The 20,336-nt window shown below is 69.2% G+C and carries 14 protein-coding genes; 9 read left to right on the top strand and 5 right to left on the bottom strand.

What is annotated here, in order from left to right; genetic code table 11:
* Positions 1–37: 37 nt before the first annotated feature.
* From NTY77_15860 to NTY77_15845, 4 genes are read left to right on the top strand one after another with little or no spacing between them, the layout of a single operon-like run.
* Positions 38–3,412, top strand: a complete 3,375-nt coding sequence (locus tag NTY77_15860; protein MCX5796968.1) for a radical SAM protein — start codon at positions 38–40, stop codon at positions 3,410–3,412.
* Positions 3,405–4,349, top strand: a complete 945-nt coding sequence (locus NTY77_15855; GenBank protein MCX5796967.1) for a radical SAM protein — start codon at positions 3,405–3,407, stop codon at positions 4,347–4,349. Before NTY77_15860 ends, NTY77_15855 begins: the two co-directional genes overlap by 8 nt.
* Positions 4,342–6,129, top strand: coding sequence for a hypothetical protein (locus NTY77_15850; GenBank protein ID MCX5796966.1), 1,788 nt, complete (start codon positions 4,342–4,344; stop codon positions 6,127–6,129). The genes NTY77_15855 and NTY77_15850 overlap by 8 nt, the downstream gene beginning before the upstream one ends.
* Positions 6,119–7,423 (top strand): hypothetical protein, encoded by a 1,305-nt coding sequence (locus tag NTY77_15845; GenBank protein MCX5796965.1) that lies wholly within the window; start codon positions 6,119–6,121, stop codon positions 7,421–7,423. The genes NTY77_15850 and NTY77_15845 overlap by 11 nt, the downstream gene beginning before the upstream one ends.
* On the opposite strand, the gene NTY77_15840 is transcribed toward NTY77_15845, so the two are convergent.
* Genes NTY77_15840 through NTY77_15825 form a run of 4 tightly spaced genes read right to left on the bottom strand, consistent with a single transcriptional unit; the run spans position 7,392 to position 12,769 of the window.
* Positions 7,392–8,990: a hypothetical protein gene (locus tag NTY77_15840; protein MCX5796964.1), complete on the bottom strand. Its 1,599-nt coding sequence runs from the start codon at positions 8,988–8,990 to the stop codon at positions 7,392–7,394. The two genes, NTY77_15845 and NTY77_15840, sit on opposite strands and share 32 nt — an antisense overlap.
* A 4-nt stretch (positions 8,991–8,994) precedes the next feature.
* Positions 8,995–9,843, bottom strand: a complete 849-nt coding sequence (locus NTY77_15835) for an AAA family ATPase (GenBank protein ID MCX5796963.1) — start codon at positions 9,841–9,843, stop codon at positions 8,995–8,997.
* The gene (locus NTY77_15830) at positions 9,840–11,087 is read right to left on the bottom strand and encodes a hypothetical protein (protein ID MCX5796962.1); all 1,248 of its coding nucleotides are present in this window, start codon (positions 11,085–11,087) and stop codon (positions 9,840–9,842) included. Before NTY77_15830 ends, NTY77_15835 begins: the two co-directional genes overlap by 4 nt.
* 2 nt (positions 11,088–11,089) lie before the next feature.
* A complete protein-coding gene (locus tag NTY77_15825) occupies positions 11,090–12,769 on the bottom strand; it encodes a hypothetical protein (GenBank protein ID MCX5796961.1) in 1,680 nt (559 codons plus the stop codon).
* A gap of 247 nt (positions 12,770–13,016) precedes the next feature.
* On the opposite strand from NTY77_15825, the gene NTY77_15820 reads away from it, so the two are divergent.
* From NTY77_15820 to NTY77_15800, 5 genes are all read left to right on the top strand, one after another.
* On the top strand, positions 13,017–13,811 hold the full coding sequence (locus NTY77_15820) for a helix-turn-helix transcriptional regulator (GenBank protein ID MCX5796960.1): 795 nt from the start codon (positions 13,017–13,019) through the stop codon (positions 13,809–13,811).
* A complete protein-coding gene (locus tag NTY77_15815) occupies positions 13,798–14,397 on the top strand; it encodes a hypothetical protein (GenBank protein ID MCX5796959.1) in 600 nt (199 codons plus the stop codon). The genes NTY77_15820 and NTY77_15815 overlap by 14 nt, the downstream gene beginning before the upstream one ends.
* Positions 14,398–14,505: 108 nt before the next feature.
* Positions 14,506–15,273 (top strand): hypothetical protein, encoded by a 768-nt coding sequence (locus NTY77_15810; protein MCX5796958.1) that lies wholly within the window; start codon positions 14,506–14,508, stop codon positions 15,271–15,273.
* 59 nt (positions 15,274–15,332) lie between these two features.
* Complete coding sequence (locus NTY77_15805; protein MCX5796957.1) at positions 15,333–16,757, top strand: glycosyltransferase family 39 protein; 1,425 nt, start codon at positions 15,333–15,335, stop codon at positions 16,755–16,757.
* 82 nt (positions 16,758–16,839) lie between these two features.
* Positions 16,840–18,063: an ATP-binding protein gene (locus tag NTY77_15800; GenBank protein MCX5796956.1), complete on the top strand. Its 1,224-nt coding sequence runs from the start codon at positions 16,840–16,842 to the stop codon at positions 18,061–18,063.
* A 74-nt stretch (positions 18,064–18,137) separates the two neighbouring features.
* Here the strand turns inward: NTY77_15800 and NTY77_15795 are convergent, their stop codons facing one another.
* The gene (locus NTY77_15795; protein ID MCX5796955.1) at positions 18,138–20,249 is read right to left on the bottom strand and encodes a hypothetical protein; all 2,112 of its coding nucleotides are present in this window, start codon (positions 20,247–20,249) and stop codon (positions 18,138–18,140) included.
* Between the last annotated feature and the right edge of the window lie 87 nt (positions 20,250–20,336).

Below are 20,336 nucleotides of genomic sequence, written 5' to 3'. Positions count from 1 at the left end.
CCCGAGGCCGCCCCGCAGTTGCTATCATAGGAACGACATGGAAGCGCGCGTCCTCCGCTGGCCCGTCACCGACGCGTTCGGCACGAGGCTGTCGCCCGACTATCTGACCAAGGGGCTCTCCGAGGTCCTGCGGGCCGAGTTCCGCCTGGTCCTGCGCGACGACGTGGTGGTGCTGGAGGCCCGGCCCGGCCCGCGGCTGGAACCGGCTCTGGCCTGGCTCAAGGACCGCTTCATCTGGATCCCCATAGACCACGGAGTCCTCAAGGCCTCGGGCAAGAGCATCCGCGACGAGCGCCGGATCCCGCTGAAGACGATACTCCTCCAAGAGCTGCCTCCGCAGGCGCAGACCGAGCCCGCCTTGGACGAGCGCAGACTCACCCTCGCCTGGGGCCGGACCGCATCGCCCGTGGGACGCGCGGCGAGCTTCGTCGCCAGCGCCCAAGGACTTCCCGAACTCCTCTGGCTGGCAGAGGCGCTCAAGGACGATTCAGCAGCGGCACCCAAGGGTTTCCGCGTCCTGCTCGACGGACTCGAATGGGGAGTGCTGCGCCGGCCTATCGTGGCCGCCAAGGCCTCCGGCCCGGCGCAGATCGCGGTAGAGCCGAAGCTCTGCTCCCGCTGCGGCCTCTGCGCCGTGGTCTGCCCCGCGGGCCTGGCCCAGCGCGGGGCCAAGGGCTGCCTGCGCTGTTTCGAGTGCGTGGAGGCTTGTCCCCAGGACGCTTTGCGGCCGGTGTACACGCACACCAGCGCTATGCGCGCGGAGAAGCTGCGGCCCGGCTGGCTCTCCAGGCTCAAGGGCCGGCCCGGGCCGGCCCTGCCCGCCCCGCAGCCGCCGTCCTATCTCCTGCCCAAGCCGGGGCCGCGCCGCAAGCCCCGCTACATCCTCGGTCTCGCTGTCGCGACCATGCAGGAGCACGCGGCCGCGCTGCTCAAGGACGGCCGGCTCGTGGGAGCCGTGGAAGAGGAGAAGCTCGCGCGGGTGCGCCACTACGGCTGGCCGCCTCCGGACGCCCCGCCCTACGTCTATCCCATCGAGGAGTCTTTCTGCCGCCGGGCCATCCGGGGCCTGCTCTCCAAGGAAGGCATCACCCTCGACGACGTGGACCTCATCGCCATCAACGGCCTGCCCGCGCGCTACGCCTTGGCCTATGTCAACGCCCCTCCGGGACGGCCTCTGCCCATCATGCGCAGCGGCCGGCTGATGTTCATCCCCCACCACCTCTGCCACGCCGCGTCCGCCTACCGGCCCAGCGGCATGACCGACGCCTGGGTCCTGACCATGGACGGCCGGGGCGAGCGGGAGACCGCGGCCGTGTTCCGCGCCAAGGGCTCGCGCATCAAGCAGGTCTACGAGCTGCGCTCCTTGATGTGGCGCTCCATCGGAGGCGTCTACGAGTCCGTGACCAGGCTGCTCGGCTTCGGCTCGCACGGCCAGGGCATCGTCATGGCGCTGGCCAGCCTGGGCAAGCCCCGCGTCCCCATGGCGCGCTACCTCTCTTGGAAGAGCCCGCAATCTCTGTCCGTCAGCGAAACTGTATCTTCGGACCTGCGCCGGCTCTCCCGCCACGAGGACGCCCCTCTCAAGCCCGCGCATCGCGACCTGGCCGCCTCCTTGCAGGCGGCGCTGGAGCGCGTGGCGCGGAACATCCTGGCCCGCTTCGTCAGGCCCCGTCCCCAAGGCCTCTGCCTGTCGGGCGGCGTGGCCTTGAACTGCCGGATGAACCAGCTCCTCAAAGACCGTTTCCAGCCGAAAGGCATGTTCATCCAGCCCGCGGCCAACGACGCGGGCACGGCTCTAGGCGCCGCTCTGGAGGCTTGCGCCCTCCTCGACCCGAGGTCCAGGCCCGCCGTCATGGAGGACGCCTTGCTTGGCCCGGAGTTCTCCGACGCTGACATCGCGGCCGCCCTGGAGAAAGCGGGCCTCGATGTCCGAAAGCCCAAGGACCTCTGCGCCGAGGCCGCTGGCCTTCTCGCGGAAGGCAAAGTCCTGGGCTGGTTCCAAGGCCGTCTGGAGTTCGGCCCGCGGGCCCTGGGCGCGCGGAGCATACTCGCGGACCCGCGTCCCGCGGGCATGCACGACCGGGTCAACCGGGTCAAGAGCAGGCACCCCTGGCGGCCCTTCGGGCCTTCGATCCTGGCCGGCCGGGAGGGCGAGTGGTTCGCAGACGGCTTCGACTCGCGCTTCATGCTCTTCACAATGCCGGTGCTCAAGGACCGGGCCCCTGCCATCCCGGCCGTGCTCCACGTAGACGGCACCACCCGGCCGCAGTCCGTGCACCGGGAGCGCCAGCCCCTCTACCACCGCCTCATCTCCGAGTTCGAGCGCCTGACCGGCGTGCCCATGGTCCTCAACACCTCGTTCAACCGCAAGGGCGAGCCTATCGTGTGCACGCCGCGGGACGCGGCCGTGGCGTTCGGCGCCATGGACCTCGACGCCTTGGTCATCGGCCCCTTCATCGCGATCAAGCGCATAAAGCCGCGTCCGATGGCGGCGCTCCCGCCCGGCCTGCCCGGCGGCCGCCGCTTGGCGCTGCGGGTCACCACGGACTGCGACTGCGACTGCGGCCACTGCACCATGCGGGAGCTGCGCGGCCTGCCGGCCCGGAGCCTCGCAGACGCCCTGAGCGCCGCGGCCGAGGGCCGGCGGGCCGGCTGCGACGAACTCGTGCTCCTGCGCGGAGAGCCCGCGCTCTGGCCGCACTTGGAGGAGTTCTCGGCGCGCGCGCGAGCCATGGGCTACCGGTTCATCCAAGTCCAGACCAGCGGCCGGGCCTTCTCGCGGCCCGGCTTGCGCGAGCGCCTGCTCAAAGCCGTGGACGCCGCGGAGGTGACTCTGCTGGGAGCGGACGCCGACACCCACGACAGCCTATCCGGCGCGCCCGGCTCCTTCCGCGAGACCTTGATGGGCATGAAGGTCCTCCTGGCCGCGGGCAAGGAAGTCCTGCCCAGCGTCGCGGTCCTGCGCCGCAACCTCGACGGGCTCGCGGCCGTGGCGCCCCTGCTGCGCAAGCTCGGCGCGCGCCGCGTCCAGTTCAATTTCCCCCGGCCGGTGCAGATGCCGCGCGACGTGGTCACGGGGCCCCTGGCGCGGCTGTCCGAGGCCGGTCCAGCCGTGGCGCGCGCCGCGCAGGCCGCGGCTGCCTTGGGCCTGTCGGTCTCCACGGAGGGCTTGCCCTGGTGCCACCTGCCGCGGGCCCTGCGCCAAGGCAGCGAGAGCGCGGCGCAGTGGGACCGCTTCCGGGTGGACGACCTGCAGCTGCTCCAGGACGCATTCGGCTCCCAGATCCGCGAGGGCAGGCCGGAGGCTCCTCCCTGCCGCCGCTGCGCCGCCCGCGCGGCTTGCCCGCGCACCTGGGCGCTCTACCTCGAGATCTTCGGCTCCTCCGAGCTGAGGCCCATCCGCCATGGCTGAGCTGGCCTATCTGCAGGTCTCCCGGGTCTGCAACCAGAAGTGCGTGTTCTGCTCCAACCCGGAGAACGGCCGGGTCATCCCCTGGCTCGAGGCCAAGAAGCTGATCGACCGCTTCAAGGTCCAGAAGGCCGCGGGCGTCATCATGACCGGCGGAGAGCCGACCATGAACCCGCGCCTGTCCCGGCTCATCGCCTATTCCCTGTCCCAGGGCCTGCCCGTGCGGCTCATCACCAACGGCCAGAAGACCGCCGACCTGAGATACTTCAAGTCCCTCCATGCGGCCGGCCTGCGGCACATGCACGTCTCCGTGCACTCGCCCCGCGCCGAGGTGCAGGCCGGCTTCTCCCAGAACCCGGACTCCTTGCCGAACATCATGCGCACCTTGGACAACGCGGGCCGGCTCGGCGTCCGGGTGGACATCAACACCACCATCAACCGCAAGAACGCCCCGGAGCTCTGCCTCCTGGCGCGCTGGATCGTGGAGCGCTGGCCCTTCGTGCGCCACTATGTCTGGAACAATTTCGACCCGCGCATGAACCCGGTCTCGCTCAACCCGGAGCTGGTGCCGCGCCTGCGCGACTTCGAGGTCAGCCTGCACCAGGCCATGACCTATCTGGATTCGGTCGGCCGCACCTTCCGTGCCGAGCGCGTGCCCCTCTGCTTCATGTCCGAGTTCCCGCACCGTTCCACGGAGACGCGCAAGTTCGTCAAGAAGGAGGCGCGCAGCATCTACTTCCTCGACGAGAAGGGCCTGCGGGACCAGGACCGGACCTCCTGGACCTACGGCAAGTGCGCTCGCTGCCGGCAGTGCCGCCTCGACCCGATCTGCGCCGGTCTCTACGAGATGGACGTCTACTACTCGTCGAACGAGCTGTGCCCGTCGCTGCGCGACCCGAAAGAGGTGGCGCGCCTGGTGCTGGAGGACCGGGATGGCTGAAGCGCGCTCGCCCATGAAGAAAGCGCTCGATCTGGACTTATCCACGGACTTGCCCCGGGGCGAGTCCGTGGATGACTCATCGCGGCCCATGACGCCAGAACGGAACGCGCCTGGGCGGACAGTGCCTCACGTCACCGCTGGACCGGCCGCACTTTCCTCCTTGTCGCGCCTCCTGCGCATCCCGCTCAAGGGCGCCTGCGCTCAGGCCCGGGAGAATGTGCGATTCGACTTCGGGAAGCTGGCCGTGGTCCTCGACCGGTCCGGCCTCAAGGTCGAGGAAAGTCCGACTGGGCCGGCCGCAGAGAGACTGTTGGCAGTCATGCGAAAACGGCTAGGCGGCCGAGGGCTTGCCGAGGTCTTAGGCCTCATCGCGGCGGACCCCCGATCCTTCCGCGAGGAGATCGATCCCGGCCAGGAAGGCGACCAGCTGCGCGTGCCCTGCGTGGGGCAGCCCATCGGGCTCCAGGAAGCCGGCTGGCGCAACTTCTTCGCGGACCAGGACTTCGAGATCATTTTGGGCGTGCCGGAATGCGTGGCCGCCGGCACGGTCACCATCCAGTACTGCGACATGGAGTGCTACTACGCCCGGCCCCGGCGCAGCTTCCGCAAGTGGACCTTCCTGGACTGGCCCGAGATCGGGCTCGACGAGCTGCCCCGCGGCAAGGCCGAGACCGCGCCCGCGCTTCTGGTCACCGAGCTTGAGGAGCGGGACATGATCCTGGGCACCGGCGAGCGCGCCGACCGCCTGGTGGAGGAGGCCAAGCGGCTCTCGGCCGAGGGCAAGTTCCTCATCTTCACGCACCTGTGCACGCCCATCATCATGGGAGAGGACTTCCAGGGCCTGGCGCGCCGTTGCGAGAAGGAGATCGGAGGCACCAGCGTGAGCTGGAGCCAGAAGGACCGCGACGAGAACAACAACTTCGGGGCCTTTCTCAAGTCTTTGCTCGGCCGCCCCGGCTTCTTCAAGTCCCCGGCCCGGCCGGCCGCGGTGAATCTCTTTCATTTCCCCATGGGCTTGCGCGACGAGGAGCTCAAGCCCTTCCTTAGGAGCGTCGGCATCGAGACCAATATCAGCGTGTTCCCGGACGTGGACTTCCCGGCTCTGGAAGGTCTGGCCAAGGCCGCCTGCCAGGTCTTCTGCGAGCGCAGCTCGTATCCGAGCAAGGCCCGGGAGCTTCTGGCCGCCTCGCCGCGCAAGGTCATAACCGTGCCCGCTCCTTACGGGCTTGAGAGGACCAAGCAGTGCCTGCAGGCCATCGCCGCGGCCTTGGGCAAGCAGCGGCGCTTCAAAGACGCTTGGAGCCGGAAGATGGCGGCCTTCTTGCCCGACTGGGAGGCCATGCGCAAGCAGGCGGCCGCCTATCGCCTGGCTTTCGTGGTGTCGGAGGCCACCTTGCCCAGGCTCCTGGAGCTGCGCTACGGGCACGGCGCCCCGTTGGCCGCCATGGTCAAGGAGATGGGCTTCGGCATAGACCTGCTCTACTACGACCGGCACGGCCAGGCCCCGCGGCTCCCCGAGCCCCTGCGCCACGCGCGCGTGAGCGTGGTGCGCAGTCCCTGGGAGCTGGAGCAGGCGCTCAAGGCCGGCGATTTTGCGGCCGTGTTCTCGGACATCTTCCTCGACTGGCGCATCAGCCGGGCCGGCAAGGCCCGGTTCTCCAGCCGGGATTTCGAGATGGGCCTGGAGGGCGCGCGGCGCACCTTCCGCCGCCTGCTCCAAGTCTGCAGCTTGCGTTTCTACCAGCGCTACGGCGCTCACCTGGCCCCCCATGCAGAATAAGATCGGCGTGCGCATCAACATCCCCTACCTCCAGGGCGCTTACCTGGCCTTCAACGCCATCCCGGACGCCTACTTCCTGGGCGACGGGCCCAGCTGCATCTTCGCCAAGGGCGAGCACATCGTGGGCCGCCACGACCTCTTCTCCACGCTCTTGTCCTGCGACAACAACCACCGGGTCCAGCACACCGGGGTCAACGTCTTCAACATCGCCGGGGACTGCGAGGGGAAGATCGCCCAGGGCCTCAAGCGTCTGGCCGCCAGCCCGGGCTGCGGCGCGGTCTTTTTGGGCTGCATGCCCATGTGCGCGATCGCGGGCACGGACTACGAGAGGGTGCTGCGCGAGGCCATGGCCAAGGCCGGCCTGCGCCTGCCCCATTTCGCGCTGCCGCGCAAGTCGGCCATATCCGGCGACTGGCTGGACGGCTACGCCGCGGTCCTGGAGACGCTGGCCGCGGGCATGGACCTGCGCGGCGCCGCGCCCAGGCCGGATACCGCGGCGGTCGTGGGCTACCTCATGGACCGCAACGAAGGGGAGCACCAGGGCAACCTCAAGGAGCTCGAGCGCATGCTGGCCGCGCTCGGGCTCAAGACGGCTTCGATCTGGCTCTCGGGCCGGCCCTACGAGGAGCTCCGCAAGGTCCGCCGCGCCGGGGCCGTCATCTCGCTGGCGCACGGCCGCAAGGCCGGCAAGGTGCTGGCGCGGCGGCTGGGCGTCAAGCTCGTGGAGGCGGAGCTGCCCTTCGGGCTCGAAGCCAGCCGGCGCTTCATGGAGCAGCTCGGCCGCGAGTTCGGCCGGCAAGCGCAGGCCGCCCGCTTCATCGCGCGCGAGCTCGACGCGGTCGCGCCGAAGCTGGAATGGGTGGTGCCGCACTCGTTCTTGCACCGGCGCTTCGCGTATGCCGGCGACCCGCACTACGCCCCCGGTTTCGTGGAGCAGCTGGAGGACCTGGGCGCCGAGGTGAGCGGCCTGGTCCTCATGGGCGGGCCGCACCATCTGCCCGAGGCGCAGCGCACGGCCTTGCAGAAACGGCCCGGGGCCGCCTTCGAGCCGGTGCAGGGCGAAATGCTCAAGCTCGCGCAAGAGCGGTTCGTAGGCGCGGACCTCATCGTGGGCAACGGCTTCCTGTTCCGCGAGTTCAAGCTGGGCTGCAAGCGCATGGAGTTCGGCTTCCCCTCGGAGTTCACGCACTTCCTCAGGGAAGAGCCGTTCTTGGGCTTCCAGGGCGCCTTGGCCTTCCTGGCGCGCATGTCCAACGACGTGGTCAGGGGAATGTCTTTGGAAGTGGACAGCTGACGGGCCCGATGATATCCAGCAGGGCTTGGGCGAAGGCCAGAGGCGTGACGCGGGACCTGGCGTAGAAGCGGCTGACGCGGCGGAATTCTCGGTCGCCCCGGAAGAAGGGGCAGGCGGCGCCCTCCCGGTCCGCGGCGCAGAGGCGCACGAGCAGGGCGAAGAAGTCGGCGACCCGCGGCGACTGGAAGCGCCAGGGGACCATGGGCCCCGCCTCCCCCTGGTTCTTGTAGAGCCCGTAGCCCATGCCCCGGTCCGGCCAGCGCCCGGCCAGGAGCCCGTCCCGACGGGCCAGCAGGTAGATGGGCGCGTTGGAGTGGACGTGCAGAGTCGAGTACAGCCAGTCGCCCCGTTCCGGGAAGCCGCGCTCCCGCGCCCGGGCCAGGTTGAGCCGCAGGTCCGCGAGCGTAGTCCAGGGCGTGAACAGGATGAGCCCCAATTCGACCTTGTCGTGTCCCGCCTTGAAGGGTTTGAACACGCCGGGATAGGAGGCGTCCCATTCCTTGGTCAGGGCCAGGAACTCGTCCACCTGGGCCAAAGAGATGCCTTTGTTGAGCCGCGCGTTCTCGCGCTCCGAGAAGTTCTCGATGCCCATGCTCAGGCAGCGCACCTCGTGTCCGGCCCGGGCCAGCGCGGGCAGCGTCTTGCGGATGCGGCGGCGCGCGCGCAGGACCTCGTCGAGCCTGGGGTTGAACAGGAAGACCGACGGCGGCATCTTCAGGCGCAGGACGAGGGCGAAGACCTCGTCGAAGCGCCGCATGGCCTGGAAGTCGTAGAACTCGAAGATGCGCTTGTCCCGGCCCGCGGGCCCGGCCGTGTCCAGGACGCCCCGCAGCTGGCTCTCCACGACCGCCAGCATGTCCTTGCCGGGCGGGGTCAGCGACGGGGTGGACGGGCTGCGGCAGAAGGAGCAGCCGCGGTGCTCCCGGACCGCGCGGGCGTCCAGGCCGCGGAAGCAAAGATTGCGCGCGAGCGTGCGCCGGTTGCCGCAGAGCCGGCCGCTGACGATGGTGATCTGCTGGGCCGCGCTGCGCGCCTCGGGGTTGGCCAGCAGGGCGGCGTAGTCGGGGCGGGCTCCCACGACCAGGTACTTGCGGGCCAGCGCCGGAGCCGCGACGCCCAGCCAGTCGAGGAACCAGGCGCACCGGCCGAAGTAGTCGCGGCGCCGCGGGTCGCCCGAGACCAGGGCCAGATGCCGTCCCATCTCGGTGCCGGCAGGCGCGCCCCGGGCCGCCTCCTGCAGCATGGGCATCACCAGGAGCTTGGGCGGCGGCGTCCGGTCGCGCAGGACGGCCTTCACCTCGGGGGCCAGGACCTCGCTGGACACCACGTGGGAAGGGCGGAACCGGCCCAAATGGGCGGAGAGGACGCGCAGGTCCGCCGGGCTCAGGCGGGCCTGGCTGGTCCGTCCGGACGGCTTGCCCGAGGCCGGCGCGAGCGCGCCTGCGAAGCAGAGCCAGGACGTCTGGAAGCCGCCGGCGCGGGCCAGGCCCTTGAGGAACGGGAAGAGCATGGTGTTCTCGCCGTAGCGCAGGGCCTTCGGGAAGAACTCGACGAGCAGCAGGCGCATCGGATCAGAGGGAGGCCATCCGGCGCGCGCGGATGAAGGCCCAGAACTCGTCGTTGCGCATGGGCGTGGCCGGCTTGTCCGCCGGCGCCCGCACGCGCCGCTCGATGGCCGCGGCCACGGCGGCGAACTGGCCGGCGGCGCGGGAGCGCGGCGCATGGGCGATGACCGTCAGCCCCTTCTCCTCGGCTTCCATGATGAGCCGGTCCCGCTCGATGACCCCGGTGATCTTGATGTTCAGGCGCGCCGCGAACTCCCGCAGCAGGCGCTGCGGCGCCTTGTTGTCGCGCAGGTTCAGGATGATGCCTCCGACTCCCACGGGAGGGCCGAACGGCCGCGCCGCCATGCGGGCGATGTTGTTGGCGGCGAACAGGGACGCGGCTTCCTCCGACGAGACGATGAACAGGCAGTTGCCCGAGCCGAACCTCAGGGGCGCGACGAAGCCGCCGCAGACCAGGTCCCCCAGGACGTCGAAGATGATGACGTCGTAGCCGCTCAGCTCCAGGGTATGCGCCTCGAGGAATTGGCACAGGGTCGCCACGCCCCGGCCGCCGCAGCCCACGCCGGGCTCGGGTCCCCCGGTCTCCATGACGTCGACCCCCGCCGCGGTCCGGGTGAGCAGGTCCTCGAACTTCTTCTCGATCTTGCCGCCCACCATGTCGACGATGGTCGGCGGCCTGCGGCCGGACAGGAAGCGCGTGGAGGTGTCCGCCTTGGGGTCGCAGCCGAGCAGCAGGACCTTCTTGCCGCCCTTGGCGTAGTGCGCGGCCAGATGCGAGGAGACCGTGGTCTTCCCGATGCCCCCCTTGCCGTAGAGGATGATGGTCATCTTGCGCGGACGGCGCCCGGTCTTCATCCGCGGTCTCCTTGTCCCGGCAGGCCCGCCGGCGCCTGCGGCGCGGCCTCGCATTGCAGCGCCGCCGCGGAGATGCGGTCCACCCAATGGCGGAACCCGGCGAAACCCAGGAAGGGCTTTTCCAGGACCGGATGGTCGATGAAGTTGGGGAATCCGAAATGGATGGGGACGAAGGCCGCGCGCGGGTGCTGTTCGAGCAGCGAGCCGATGAGCAGCGGCGCCTGGGCCCCGGACGTCTGCGCGCCGGGAGCCTCCAATGAATCGACCACGGCGACCCCCAGGTCCGCGCAGAGCCCGGCCACGGCGCCGCGCAAGTGGGGGTCCTGCAGCGGCTGCAGACAGGCCGAGCGGCCGCGGATCACCCGCCACACATGGGTCTGCGTGTCCCGGATGGCCGCGGCGAGCTCGCGGCGGATGAAGCGGCTGGCCGCCTCCCGGCGTTTCAACGCGGCGCCCAACGTGGTCAGGAACCGTTCCGTGCCGGTCAAGCCCAGCGGCAGCTCGGCTTCTATGACCCGCGCGCCCAGGCGCGCGCCCAGCACGCGGGCGGCTTCCCGCGCGTAGGGGAAGGATAGGATGACGGAGGCGCGCTCCACGGCCTTAAGCTGAGGCAGTCCCTTGCCCTCCAGCCAGACCGAGCCCAGCTTCAGACCCAGGGCCTTGAGCAGGCGCTTAAGCTCGCGGAGGTTCCCGGCGTGGTCCGGCTCCCGGCGGTCGCAGAGATAGCCCACGATGGCGACATTGTTTTTCTCGGCCTTGCCGCGGGACAGGGGGAGCTGTTTCGCCAAGGCCTCGCAGGCGCGGGCATAGCCATCCAGCCAGTCGCCGGTCAAAGACGCGGAAGGGATATGGCAGACCGGCTTGCCGGACTTGGCGGCGTACTCGCGCGCGATCTCCGGCAGGGGGAAGTTCAGCAGCTGGTGGAAATCGAACGTGGTCGTGAACACGACCTTGGCCTCGGCGTACCCGCAGACCTCGGCGAAGAGCTTCGCCACGCTCGCGCGGCGGTCGAGGGAGAGGCTGGTCACCTCCTCCATCCCGGTCTTGACCGCCGTATGCACGACGCGGGAGCGTCCCAGAGGGGGGATGAGCCGGCAGTGGATGTCGTGCCCGTACTGCATCTCGGCCTTGGTGAAGACGCAATAGGGCCCGTCCACGATGAGGAAGGCCCCGTCCACCGCGTCGACGGCGATGTAGACCCCGTTGAGGAAGGGGAGCCGGGCGGCTTCGGGGCGGCGCTCCATGCTCACGGCCGAAGACCCAGGTAGGCGCGCTGGCCCGGGAAAGGGCGCGTCCGGCAGAGATGCAGCAGGCGTTCGGCGCTCTGCTGGAAGCCCGAGACCCCGATGTCGAAAGCGGTCTCGCAGAACCCGGCGATCCCGAGGGCGGCCAGGCGGGGGTCATGGTTGAAATGCGTGAACGCCAAGTCGATCCCGTCGCGCAGCAGGCCGTCGAGCTCGGCGCGCGCGCGGAAGGGGCGGAACTCGATGTCGCCCGGACCGGCGGGCTCGGCCGGCCGCAGCGCGTCGTCCGCCGGCCCCGGGGAGTAGACCAGGCACTTCACGCTGAACCCCATCTCGCAGAGCAGCCTCCCGATCGAGAAGCCCAGCGGCGTGCGGGAGGCCAGCGCCGAAAGATCGGCGCGGTCCCCGATGAGCGCCACCTTCCGTCCGCGGCAGCCGCGGCGCAGGGAGGCTAGGGCGGCTCTCTGGTCCGCGGAGAAGCCCAGCGGGCGGGCCTTCCGGAGTCCGAGCACGGAGCGGATGCGCTCCAGCCAGGCCCGGGTCCCCTCGAGGCCGAAGGGCGGGTGGGACCGGACGATGGCGAGTCCCTTGGCGATGAAATGCTCGTCGCCCAGCCTCTCCCAGCCGGCGGGATTGACCCAGATCAAAGCGCTGGCCGAACCGGCTTGCGGCATGCTGCGCAGGTCGAGCTTCGGGTAGAGGAAGCCGACGGACCGCAGGCCGAGCCCGGCCACGAGCCGCTCCGCCTCATGCTGGGCCTCCGGGGAGACCGCGCCCGCGAGGATCACCGCTTTGGGGTCGCGCCTGGCGGAGAACTTGATCCTGCCGAGCATCAGCCGGAGCATGGTCTGGATGGACTCTCCCGCGTCCCGGGTCTTCGCGGTCCAGAAGACCGGGATCTTGAACTCCTTCTCGACGGCCGCGATGAGCGGCCGCGGGTCTTCGCCCAGCAGTTCGGGCAGGCAGGTGGAATTGAGGTGGATGCTCTCGGGGTGATGCTTCTGCGCCGCCTCGCGCAGGGCCGCGCGCAGGGCCTCGAGCGTCTTGCCGCCCAAGACCTCCTTTTCGCCCAAGCCCGTGTGGATCTCCTTGATGCCGCCCCCGCGGTCTGCGCCGCAGTCGTCCGCGAAGAAGCGCAGCGCCGCCAGGCGGTGGTCCACGCTGTTGAAGCGGCATTCCCAGCTGCCGTGGTTGACCTTCACGCATCTCGCGCCCAGGCGCATCTCCTGGTCGAGGAAATTGTTCTTGCGGTAGAAGAACTTCCACCAGTCGGGAGTGTGGTCGGCGATGCGGTAGTAGCGCTCCAGCCGCGACTCCGGCTGCGTCCCGCTGCAGTCCGAATAAAGGAGCGCGTCCCGCATGAGCCGGCGCAGCAGCTCCGGGAAGGATGCGCCGGCCAGCGCTTGGAACACGGCCTGTGCGGCCCGGATGTCCTCGGGCGGCAGGCCCCGGTCGCCGCCGTGGAAGCGCAGGCCCAGGCCGCGGTTGGAGAAGAGGCAGCGCCGCTCTTGCGGGCGGGGCAGGACGGCCTCCAGACGCAGCCGCTTGGCGTCCTTGACCAAGGAGAATTCCAGGGCTTCGACGCTGAAGCGGAGCGACTCCAGGCGCCACGGCCGGGCTCCGGTCTCGACGAGCTTCCTGAAGAAATCGAGCCCCGCCTTGCCGGGCTTGCATTTCATCATCTATGGGGAATTCTACCAATATTGCCCGGGCGAGCGGGCGAGCTTTGCTCGCCCGCCACCGGCCGGACACGAAGTTTCCGGCCGGCAGATGCTGTCTGGCTGGCCTAGTTCCCCAGAGACCAGCTTATCCCGACTGCAATCTGCGCGACCCAGTACATCCGCAGCGTAAGCTGTCAAAATGCCCCTTGCCAATCCGGCGTCCGGGGGCTATACTATCGCTATACCGATACTTTATCGGTTAACCGATATGACGACCATAGCGCCACAGACCAAGCTCCGCATCTCCATCGGCCAGAAAGTGCGCCAGCTGCGGCAAGACCGTCGCTGGACCCAGACCCAACTGGCCGAGCTGCTTGGTTTGTCTCAGAACAGGCTCTCCGAGATAGAACACGGGAAGGGCTCTTTGACCGCCGAGCAACTGCTGACCATCCTTAAGACCTTCAACGTCTCTCTGGATCAGTTCGTGCCCGCGAAAACAGAGACCGTAGGCGAGCTGCAGAACGCCCTGGCCCGTCTGGGCGCCGCCCACCTTGTGGAGAGCCATGATGTTCTGCCTACGGAGCGGCTGAAGGACGCGCTGGACGTCATCCGGGAGACGCTGGCCTCCTACGAATCCCCTCGCCAGATCGTCGCCCTGGCTCCGGTCCTCGCCAACCATGCCGAAGGACTCAATCTCGCGAAGCTGAAGTTCGATCTCGATCAAGTCGGCCTGGGCCTTCGCCTGGGTTGGGTCCTCGAAAACACCCTTGCAGCGCTCAAGGCCGAGTTGGCAGGCAAGCCTACAGCCGAATGGGCCAGGAAGTATGGGACCGCGGGCTTCCTGCTGTCCGATTTCTTGTCGGACGCATGGCCCAAGGCCGGGCCCTCCCGACCCGGCGCGGGGAAAGCCGACAAGATCATCGACCGCGGCATTGCCAGCGAGAAGACATTGGAGGAAGTCCGCGCCGCCGCATCGAGCATCTCGCGGAGATGGGGGATCGTCAGCCGGATACATGTGGCTGATTTCGTGGAAGCATTGAGGGCAGCGCGTGGCATTCATTGAACGGTTCCTGACGGAGATCGACCGCCGCTGGACCCCGATAGCGCCCGGCAGGATACCGCTGCGTGTGATCGGCTCCGCGGCCTTGATGCTGCAGGCACAATACGAGCGCGGGACCAAGGACGGCGATGTGCTTGAGACTCAGGCCATCACGCCGTTGGTCAAAGAACGGCTGCTGGCCTTGGCCGGGAAGAACACGGATTTCCACAAACGGTTCGGGATGTACCTGGATGTCGTCACCCATTCCCTGCCATTCATGCCTCAGCGCGCCCTCTTCCATGAGGTCGGGACGCTCCATGGCCTAAAGCATTTCTCCGTGCAGGCGCTCGACATCGTGGACGTGGTGGTCAGCAAGCTCAAGCGCTTCAACATGAGCGATGTCGCCGACATCCGCGAGATGGTCAGCCGCGGGCTGGTGGACCACCGGCGGCTCATCAAGCGCTTCGAGGAGGCTGTTGACCGGTTTTCCATCGATGCCCGGATCGAAGATGTGCCGAAGGTCATCAAGAATCTGCATGCCGTCGAACGGGACTACCTGCGTGTCCCCGAGTCAAAAATCGACCTGCCAGATTGGATGGACGACCGATGAGTCTTTTTGGGGCTGTGGAGCTATCGACATCATGACGGCACCGGAAGCCCGCCGGCTCCGGGGCCGCATTTTACTACTATAGGTCCTGCGGGGCCCGGCGCAAAACCGATGACAAGAGAGAAGATGGTCGCTTACCTGCGCAAGCACATCCCCATCCACGGCTTGCAGGCCGTCAAGGACGACCTCGTCAACCGGCAGGGCTACCCCCGGCTCGAGGTCGAGGCGGCGTGCGTCGAGGCGCTCAGGCCCCAGCCTACGTTCCTCAGGCGCAAGCCCGCCTTGATCGTCGAAGTGACGGCATGCCTGCTCACCGCCGGCATCCTCATGAGCATACGCCGGGGGCACCGGCCTGTGGACGCCGCCCCCCGTGCCGAGCTTCCGGCTTTTCCCCTCGTCGCCCCCGCGAGCATGGCTGTGCCGGCCGCGCCCGCGGCCTCAGCGGCCGACCAGCTCTGCCAGCGCGGCCTGGCGCAGCTGCGCCTCTGGCGCGGCCAGAAGGCCCCCGTCGAACAGGGCGCGCTGGCCGGCGCGGCCGGCGCGCAGTTCATGAAAGGCAGGCAGGATCTGGCCGACTGCGCGGCGCTCGACGCCAAGCTCGGCCGCGAGACGGCGCGCGCGCTGGCCGTCGACGGCGCCGACTGGGTCCGGCGCGAGCAGGGGGCCGGCCATCGGCCGATCGACACCAGTTTCATCACCCTGGCCCTGGATCTCGCGGGCAACGACCCTCAGGTGCTCACCGAGTCCGCCGCGGCCTTCTTGCGCCTGGGCCGGCACGCCGACGCCCTGGCCGCCCTGACCGCCGCCGAGAAGCTCGATCCGTCCCGGCCCGAGATCAAGCAGCTGCGGGCGCAGATCGGCGCCTCTCTGCCGCCTTGAATCCCTTGTCCCCTTCCGGCCCGCTCGTTGCGGGATACTGAAATGCTAAGTTATGCGGGATGCGGCGCGCCCTGCTCTGCCTGCTGCTGGCGGCGGGCGGTTTCCAGGTCTGGATGGCCTGGCACGCCCCGGTGGGGCTGTACAACGACGACGCCCTGAACATCCTGCTGGCCCGCTCGCTCGCCAGCGGCGCCTTCGCTCTTCCGGACGGCGCGCCGGCTACCGAGCCGCTGCCCGGCTTCGCCCTCCTGCTCGCCCTCCCCGTCCGGCTCGTGGATCCGCGCTGGGGCCTGCTGCGCTGGCTGTGCCTGGCGGCGGGCTGGGCCGCGGTCTGGCTGACCTGGCGCCTGGCCCGGCGGGTCCTGGCTGAGGAAGCCGCTTTGGCCGCCGCCCTCTTGGTCGCCCTCAACCCGGTCTTCCTGCGCAACGCCGGCCTGGTGCGGCCGGACGTCGCCTTCCTCGCGGCTTCCCTGGCGGTCCTTGAGTGCCTGGCCCTGGGCAGGCTCTGGCCGGCGGCTTTGCTGGCCGCCGGGGCCGCGCTCCTGCGGCCGCACGGGGCGCTGCTCGCCGCGGCCGCGGGCCTGGCCCTGTGGCGGCGTCAGGGCTGGAGGCCGGCGCTGGGCTTCGTCGCGACGGCTCTGCTGCCTTCGTGCCTCTGGGCGGCGCGCAACCTGCTGGTCGCGGGCACGGTCACGGGCTACGCCTCCTGCTGGCTCTGGCGCAGCGCGCCGCTGCGCGAGCCGGCCGGACTGGCGCGCCATCTGGCGCGGCTGACGGGAACGCTCTTCGGCCACGGCCTGGCCGGGCTGCGCGGCGGGCCGGGCGTCCTGGTCCCGGCCGGCGCCGCCGTCCTGGGACTGGCCGCGGCGGGCGCCGTCCGGCTCTGGCGGCGGGAGGCCGGGGCTTGGGCCCAGGCCGCGGCCGTGTACTCCGCCGCGGTCCTGGCCCTGCACGCGGCCTGGGGCTCGGTCGACTCCAGATATCTCCTGCCGCTGCTGCCTCTGGCATGTCTCTTCATGCTCAGCGCGGGGCGGGCGGCGGGGCTCGTCCTGGCCGCGGGCTTGCTCATGCTCGGGGCGCGGGAGGACCTGGTCTACGCGCGGGAGCGGCGGCAGCAGCCCCCCGAGCTCTGGCCGCGGACCATGGCCTGGATACGCCGGGAGACCCCGCCCCAGGCGCGCTTCCAGAGCATGTTCAGCCCCGCGCTGACCCTGCTGACCGGCCGCCGCGCCGAGCCGCTGCCGGCCGCGGAGGACCGGGATTCCTGGCTGGCCGACTGCCAGCGGCGCGGCGTCGATTATCTCCACCTGGACCGGCAGACCGGGCGGTGGAGCGCTTTGCCCCCGGCGCGCCTCGCCGCGCTCCTGCGTCTGCCGGACTGGGCCGCGTCAACGCCCTACGTCCGGCGGGTCTACAGCGACCCGGAGGAGGGCAGCACGATCTGGCGCATCTCCCGCGGGGCCCGCTCCAGCGGCTCACTCTGACGCAGAGTGTCTGGGCTGACTTTTTCATGGTCCATCTCTAAAACGTCTTGACTTTTTCAAGTTGCTATTATAAATTAGTCATATGCTGAAGCGCGGCCTTTATCGCGGCATATGGGATGCCCTGTCCCGCGACAAGCAGATGATCTTCCTTTCCGGCCCTCGGCAGACAGGCAAGACGACCTTCGCCCGCCAGATCGCCGACTCGTTTCCCAACAACTTCTACTTCAATTGGGACTACCTCTCCCATAAGCGCCTGATCCATGAGAAGCCCGCCTTCTTCACGGAGATCAACAGGAAAGACGCCTCGCAGCCGCTCGTCATATTGGACGAGATACACAAATACTCCGGCTGGAAGAACTATCTCAAGGGCGTCTATGACGAGTTCTCCGGCGCCTACAAGTTCCTGGTCTCCGGAAGCGGGAGGCTGGACGTCTATCAGAAGGGAGGCGATTCTCTCGCCGGCAGATATTTCCATCTGCACATGTTTCCCCTGACCATCGCCGAGCTCAGCGGGCAGCGGCGGGCATTCAAGGAATTCACTCGCGATCCGCTTTCAGAATTCGATCTCAACGACAAGACCGTCACGGCCGGTCTGTGGCGCACGCTTTTCAACGCCAGCGGGTTTCCCGAGCCCTACCTCAAGGGGGAAAGCGCGTTCTGGACGCGCTGGTCCGCCAATTATCTGAAACAGCTCATACGCGAAGATATCCGCGACCTCAGCGGCCTCAAGAAGATGGATGCGGTCGAAGCCCTGTTCTCCCTCCTGCCGTCCCGGGTGGGGAGTCCGGTCTCCGTCAACAACCTCGCCGGCGACTTGCGGACCAATTTCGACACCGTCAACCGCTGGCTCTCGCTTTTCGATTCCTTCTTCCTCACCTTCAGGATCTCGCCGTGGACCCGCAAGATATCCAGGGCCATACTCAAAGAGAAGAAGATATACCTCTACGACTATCCGGAGATCGGCGACCGGGCCGCCAGGGTCGAGAACATGGCGGCGCTCGAGCTTTTCCGCGCGGTCCGCAACTGGAATGAGCTCGGCCTGGGCAGGTTCTCCCTGAATTACCTGCGCAACAAGGAGAAGGAGGAGGTCGATTTCCTGGTCGCCGAGGGCAACAGGCCGCTGCTGCTGGTCGAAGTCAAATCATCGGACGACGCTCCGGCGCCGAGCCTGATGAAGTTCCAGCGGATGCTCGGTGTTCCCGCGGTGCAGTTGGTCGACCGCGACGGCGTCTTCAAATACCACCAGAACGGGAACCACAGGATCCTCATCGCGACGGCCAGCCGCTGGCTCTCATCCCTGCCCTGAACGCGCTCTCCCTTGTAGGAATCTAAAGCATGACTCGGCTTAGACTATAGGTAAGCTATTGCAATCCCGAGGGTCTAAGCAGCCCGCCGGCTCCGGGGCTGGCGGGTCCGCGGCGCGCGCGCGCGCAGCGCCTGCAGGCGGCCTTCGATCAAGGCGACCAGCAGGCGCAGCCGCCGCGTCTGCTCCGGCGTCCGCGGCGGGGTCTCGCTCCAATAGATGACCTTGAAGAGCCGCGACGTGAAGAACGCGGACTCCGGGCTCCTGCGCCCCAGCAGGCTGATGACCATCTCCCGCCCGTCCATGAGCAAGGACAGGCGCAGCCCCGAGCCGGGCAGGCTCCCCGCGGCGGTGATGGCGAGCCGGCCCAGCTGCGGAGCCCCGCGGGTCTTGAGCAGGCGGCTGACGTCGTCGATGGCCGTCCGTTCCAGCCGGCCCAAAGCGCCCACGGCCTCCGGGCCGGACAGGCCGGCTCCGCCGGGACCCTGGCCGGCCGCCTCCGGGGGCGGCGGCGGGGGGGACTTCTCCTTGACCCGGGCGACGGCCGTGCGCAGCAGCTCCTCCCGCGAGGGCGGCGCGGGGGAGGCTTCGAGGAGCCGGATCATCTCCAGCGCGACGTCCAGCAGGGACCAGGGGGGGCGCCGCTGGGGCGGCGGCGCGCCCTCCGGCGCGTCGCAATAGATCCGGTGGAGCAGGTCGAACTCGGGGTCGCCGCGGAACAGCGGGCGGGCGTCGCCGTGCTCCACGGCCGCGAAGACGCGCACCAGGACGCGGAAGAAGTCGGCCACTTTTGGGTCCTTGAACCGCCAGGGGGTGGACCCCCAGAGCATCCGGATGCCCAAAGCCGGGAAGAACAGGAGGCCGCGGTCCTCGAACTCGGGCACGATGATGCCGCCCTCGCGCTTGGCCAGCGCCTCCAGCGCCGTGCCCTTGCGCAGGAGCAGGCTTGAGCAGATCCAGAGCTGCTCTCCCGCGAAGCCCCGCCGGGCGGCCTCGGTGAAGTTCACGCGCAGCTCGGCCAGAGTGGTCCAGGGGGTGAACAGGAGCATCAGCCAGTTCTTCCCGCCCTTGAAGAGGGAGAACACGCCCGGCCATCCCTTGTTCCAGCGGTCCATGAGGGCGATCAGCTCGTCGACCTGGGCCACGGTGACCTTCTTGTTGTAGAGCTCCATCACCTCGGGGGAGAAGTTCTCGATGCCCATGATCTCGAGACGCAGCCGGTGTCCGCCGGCCGCCGCCACCGGAAGGACCGCCTCGATGCGCTCGCGGGCGCCCAGCACGTCGTCGATCCGGGGGCAGAAGATGAACAGCCCCGGCCGGAACCCGTTGCGGCGGACCATGGCGAAGAACTCGTCCATCTTGAAGAACAGCCCGAGGTCGTGCACGATGAAGGTGGCGCGGCTGCGCCGGCGGCCGGGGTCGGTCGCCTCGTGCCGGCGCAGCTGCAGCTCCGCCAGGGCCAGCGAGTCCCGCCGGTGGCCGTCGCGGGGGTTCTCCTCGATCGAGCCGCCGCAGAAGCTGCAGCCCCGCGCGAGGCGGGCGGCATCCAGGCCCCGGAAGCGCGGGTTGCCGGCGACGCTGGGGCGGCCCTTGCAGCTCCGGCCGCCCACGAGGATCAGCGGGAAATCGGTGTCGCCGGCCCCGGCCGCGCCGCCTGCGGTGGCCTCGTAGTCCGGCTCGGCGGCGTCGAAGAGGTGCGCTTGCGCCCGCGGGTGGCCGCCCGCGCCCAGCCAATCGAGGAACCAGCCCGGCCGCTGGAGCTCGTTGCGCCGGGCGCGGCCGACGAGGGAGAGGTACGGGCCCATCCCCGGGTCGTCCTGCTCCCCCCAGTGGAAGGCCTCGGTGTCCCATTCGGAAGGCAGGACCAGCAGCTTGGCGCCGCGGGCGGCGCGCAGCGCCCGGCGCAGCCCAGGGGCGGGGATCTCGTTGACCACGATATGGGTGGGCCGGAATTCCTCGACTTGGCCGCGCAGCAAGGCGAGCTCGGGCCCGGGGAGGTCGGCGCGCAGCACCCGGCCGGCGGGCTTCTCCCAGCAGATGTTCGGCGTGACCACGAAGTACAGCCAGCGCGCCGGCACGCCGAGGTCCCGCGCCAGCCCCTTCAAGAAGGGGTAGGTCATGGAGGTCTCGCACCGCTCTTCGTAGCGGCAGAGGAACTCCAGAAAAAGCAGGCGGGGGGTCACGCGCATCGGCGAGCCGGGTCCAAGCTCATAATATATCAAACCCACCGGGGCTATGGTATGATGGCTCTCGCCGGGTCCGGAGGCAACGGAGAG

Source organism: Elusimicrobiota bacterium (assembly GCA_026388095.1).
In the GTDB taxonomy this organism is placed as follows: Bacteria; Elusimicrobiota; Elusimicrobia; order UBA1565; family UBA9628; genus UBA9628.
The sequence above is the reverse complement of the archived record's forward strand: the minus strand, read 5'-3'. Positions and strand labels throughout refer to the sequence as shown.

Coding starts and splice junctions, on each gene's coding strand:
- NTY77_15860 (MCX5796968.1), top strand. CDS start 38: ATGGAAGCGCGCGTCCTCCGCTGGCCCGTCACCGACGCGTTCGGCACG.
- NTY77_15855 (MCX5796967.1), top strand. CDS start 3,405: ATGGCTGAGCTGGCCTATCTGCAGGTCTCCCGGGTCTGCAACCAGAAG.
- NTY77_15850 (MCX5796966.1), top strand. CDS start 4,342: ATGGCTGAAGCGCGCTCGCCCATGAAGAAAGCGCTCGATCTGGACTTA.
- NTY77_15845 (MCX5796965.1), top strand. CDS start 6,119: ATGCAGAATAAGATCGGCGTGCGCATCAACATCCCCTACCTCCAGGGC.
- NTY77_15840 (MCX5796964.1), bottom strand. CDS start 8,990: ATGCGCCTGCTGCTCGTCGAGTTCTTCCCGAAGGCCCTGCGCTACGGC.
- NTY77_15835 (MCX5796963.1), bottom strand. CDS start 9,843: ATGAAGACCGGGCGCCGTCCGCGCAAGATGACCATCATCCTCTACGGC.
- NTY77_15830 (MCX5796962.1), bottom strand. CDS start 11,087: ATGGAGCGCCGCCCCGAAGCCGCCCGGCTCCCCTTCCTCAACGGGGTC.
- NTY77_15825 (MCX5796961.1), bottom strand. CDS start 12,769: ATGATGAAATGCAAGCCCGGCAAGGCGGGGCTCGATTTCTTCAGGAAG.
- NTY77_15820 (MCX5796960.1), top strand. CDS start 13,017: ATGACGACCATAGCGCCACAGACCAAGCTCCGCATCTCCATCGGCCAG.
- NTY77_15810 (MCX5796958.1), top strand. CDS start 14,506: ATGACAAGAGAGAAGATGGTCGCTTACCTGCGCAAGCACATCCCCATC.
- NTY77_15805 (MCX5796957.1), top strand. CDS start 15,333: ATGCGGCGCGCCCTGCTCTGCCTGCTGCTGGCGGCGGGCGGTTTCCAG.
- NTY77_15800 (MCX5796956.1), top strand. CDS start 16,840: ATGCTGAAGCGCGGCCTTTATCGCGGCATATGGGATGCCCTGTCCCGC.
- NTY77_15795 (MCX5796955.1), bottom strand. CDS start 20,249: ATGCGCGTGACCCCCCGCCTGCTTTTTCTGGAGTTCCTCTGCCGCTAC.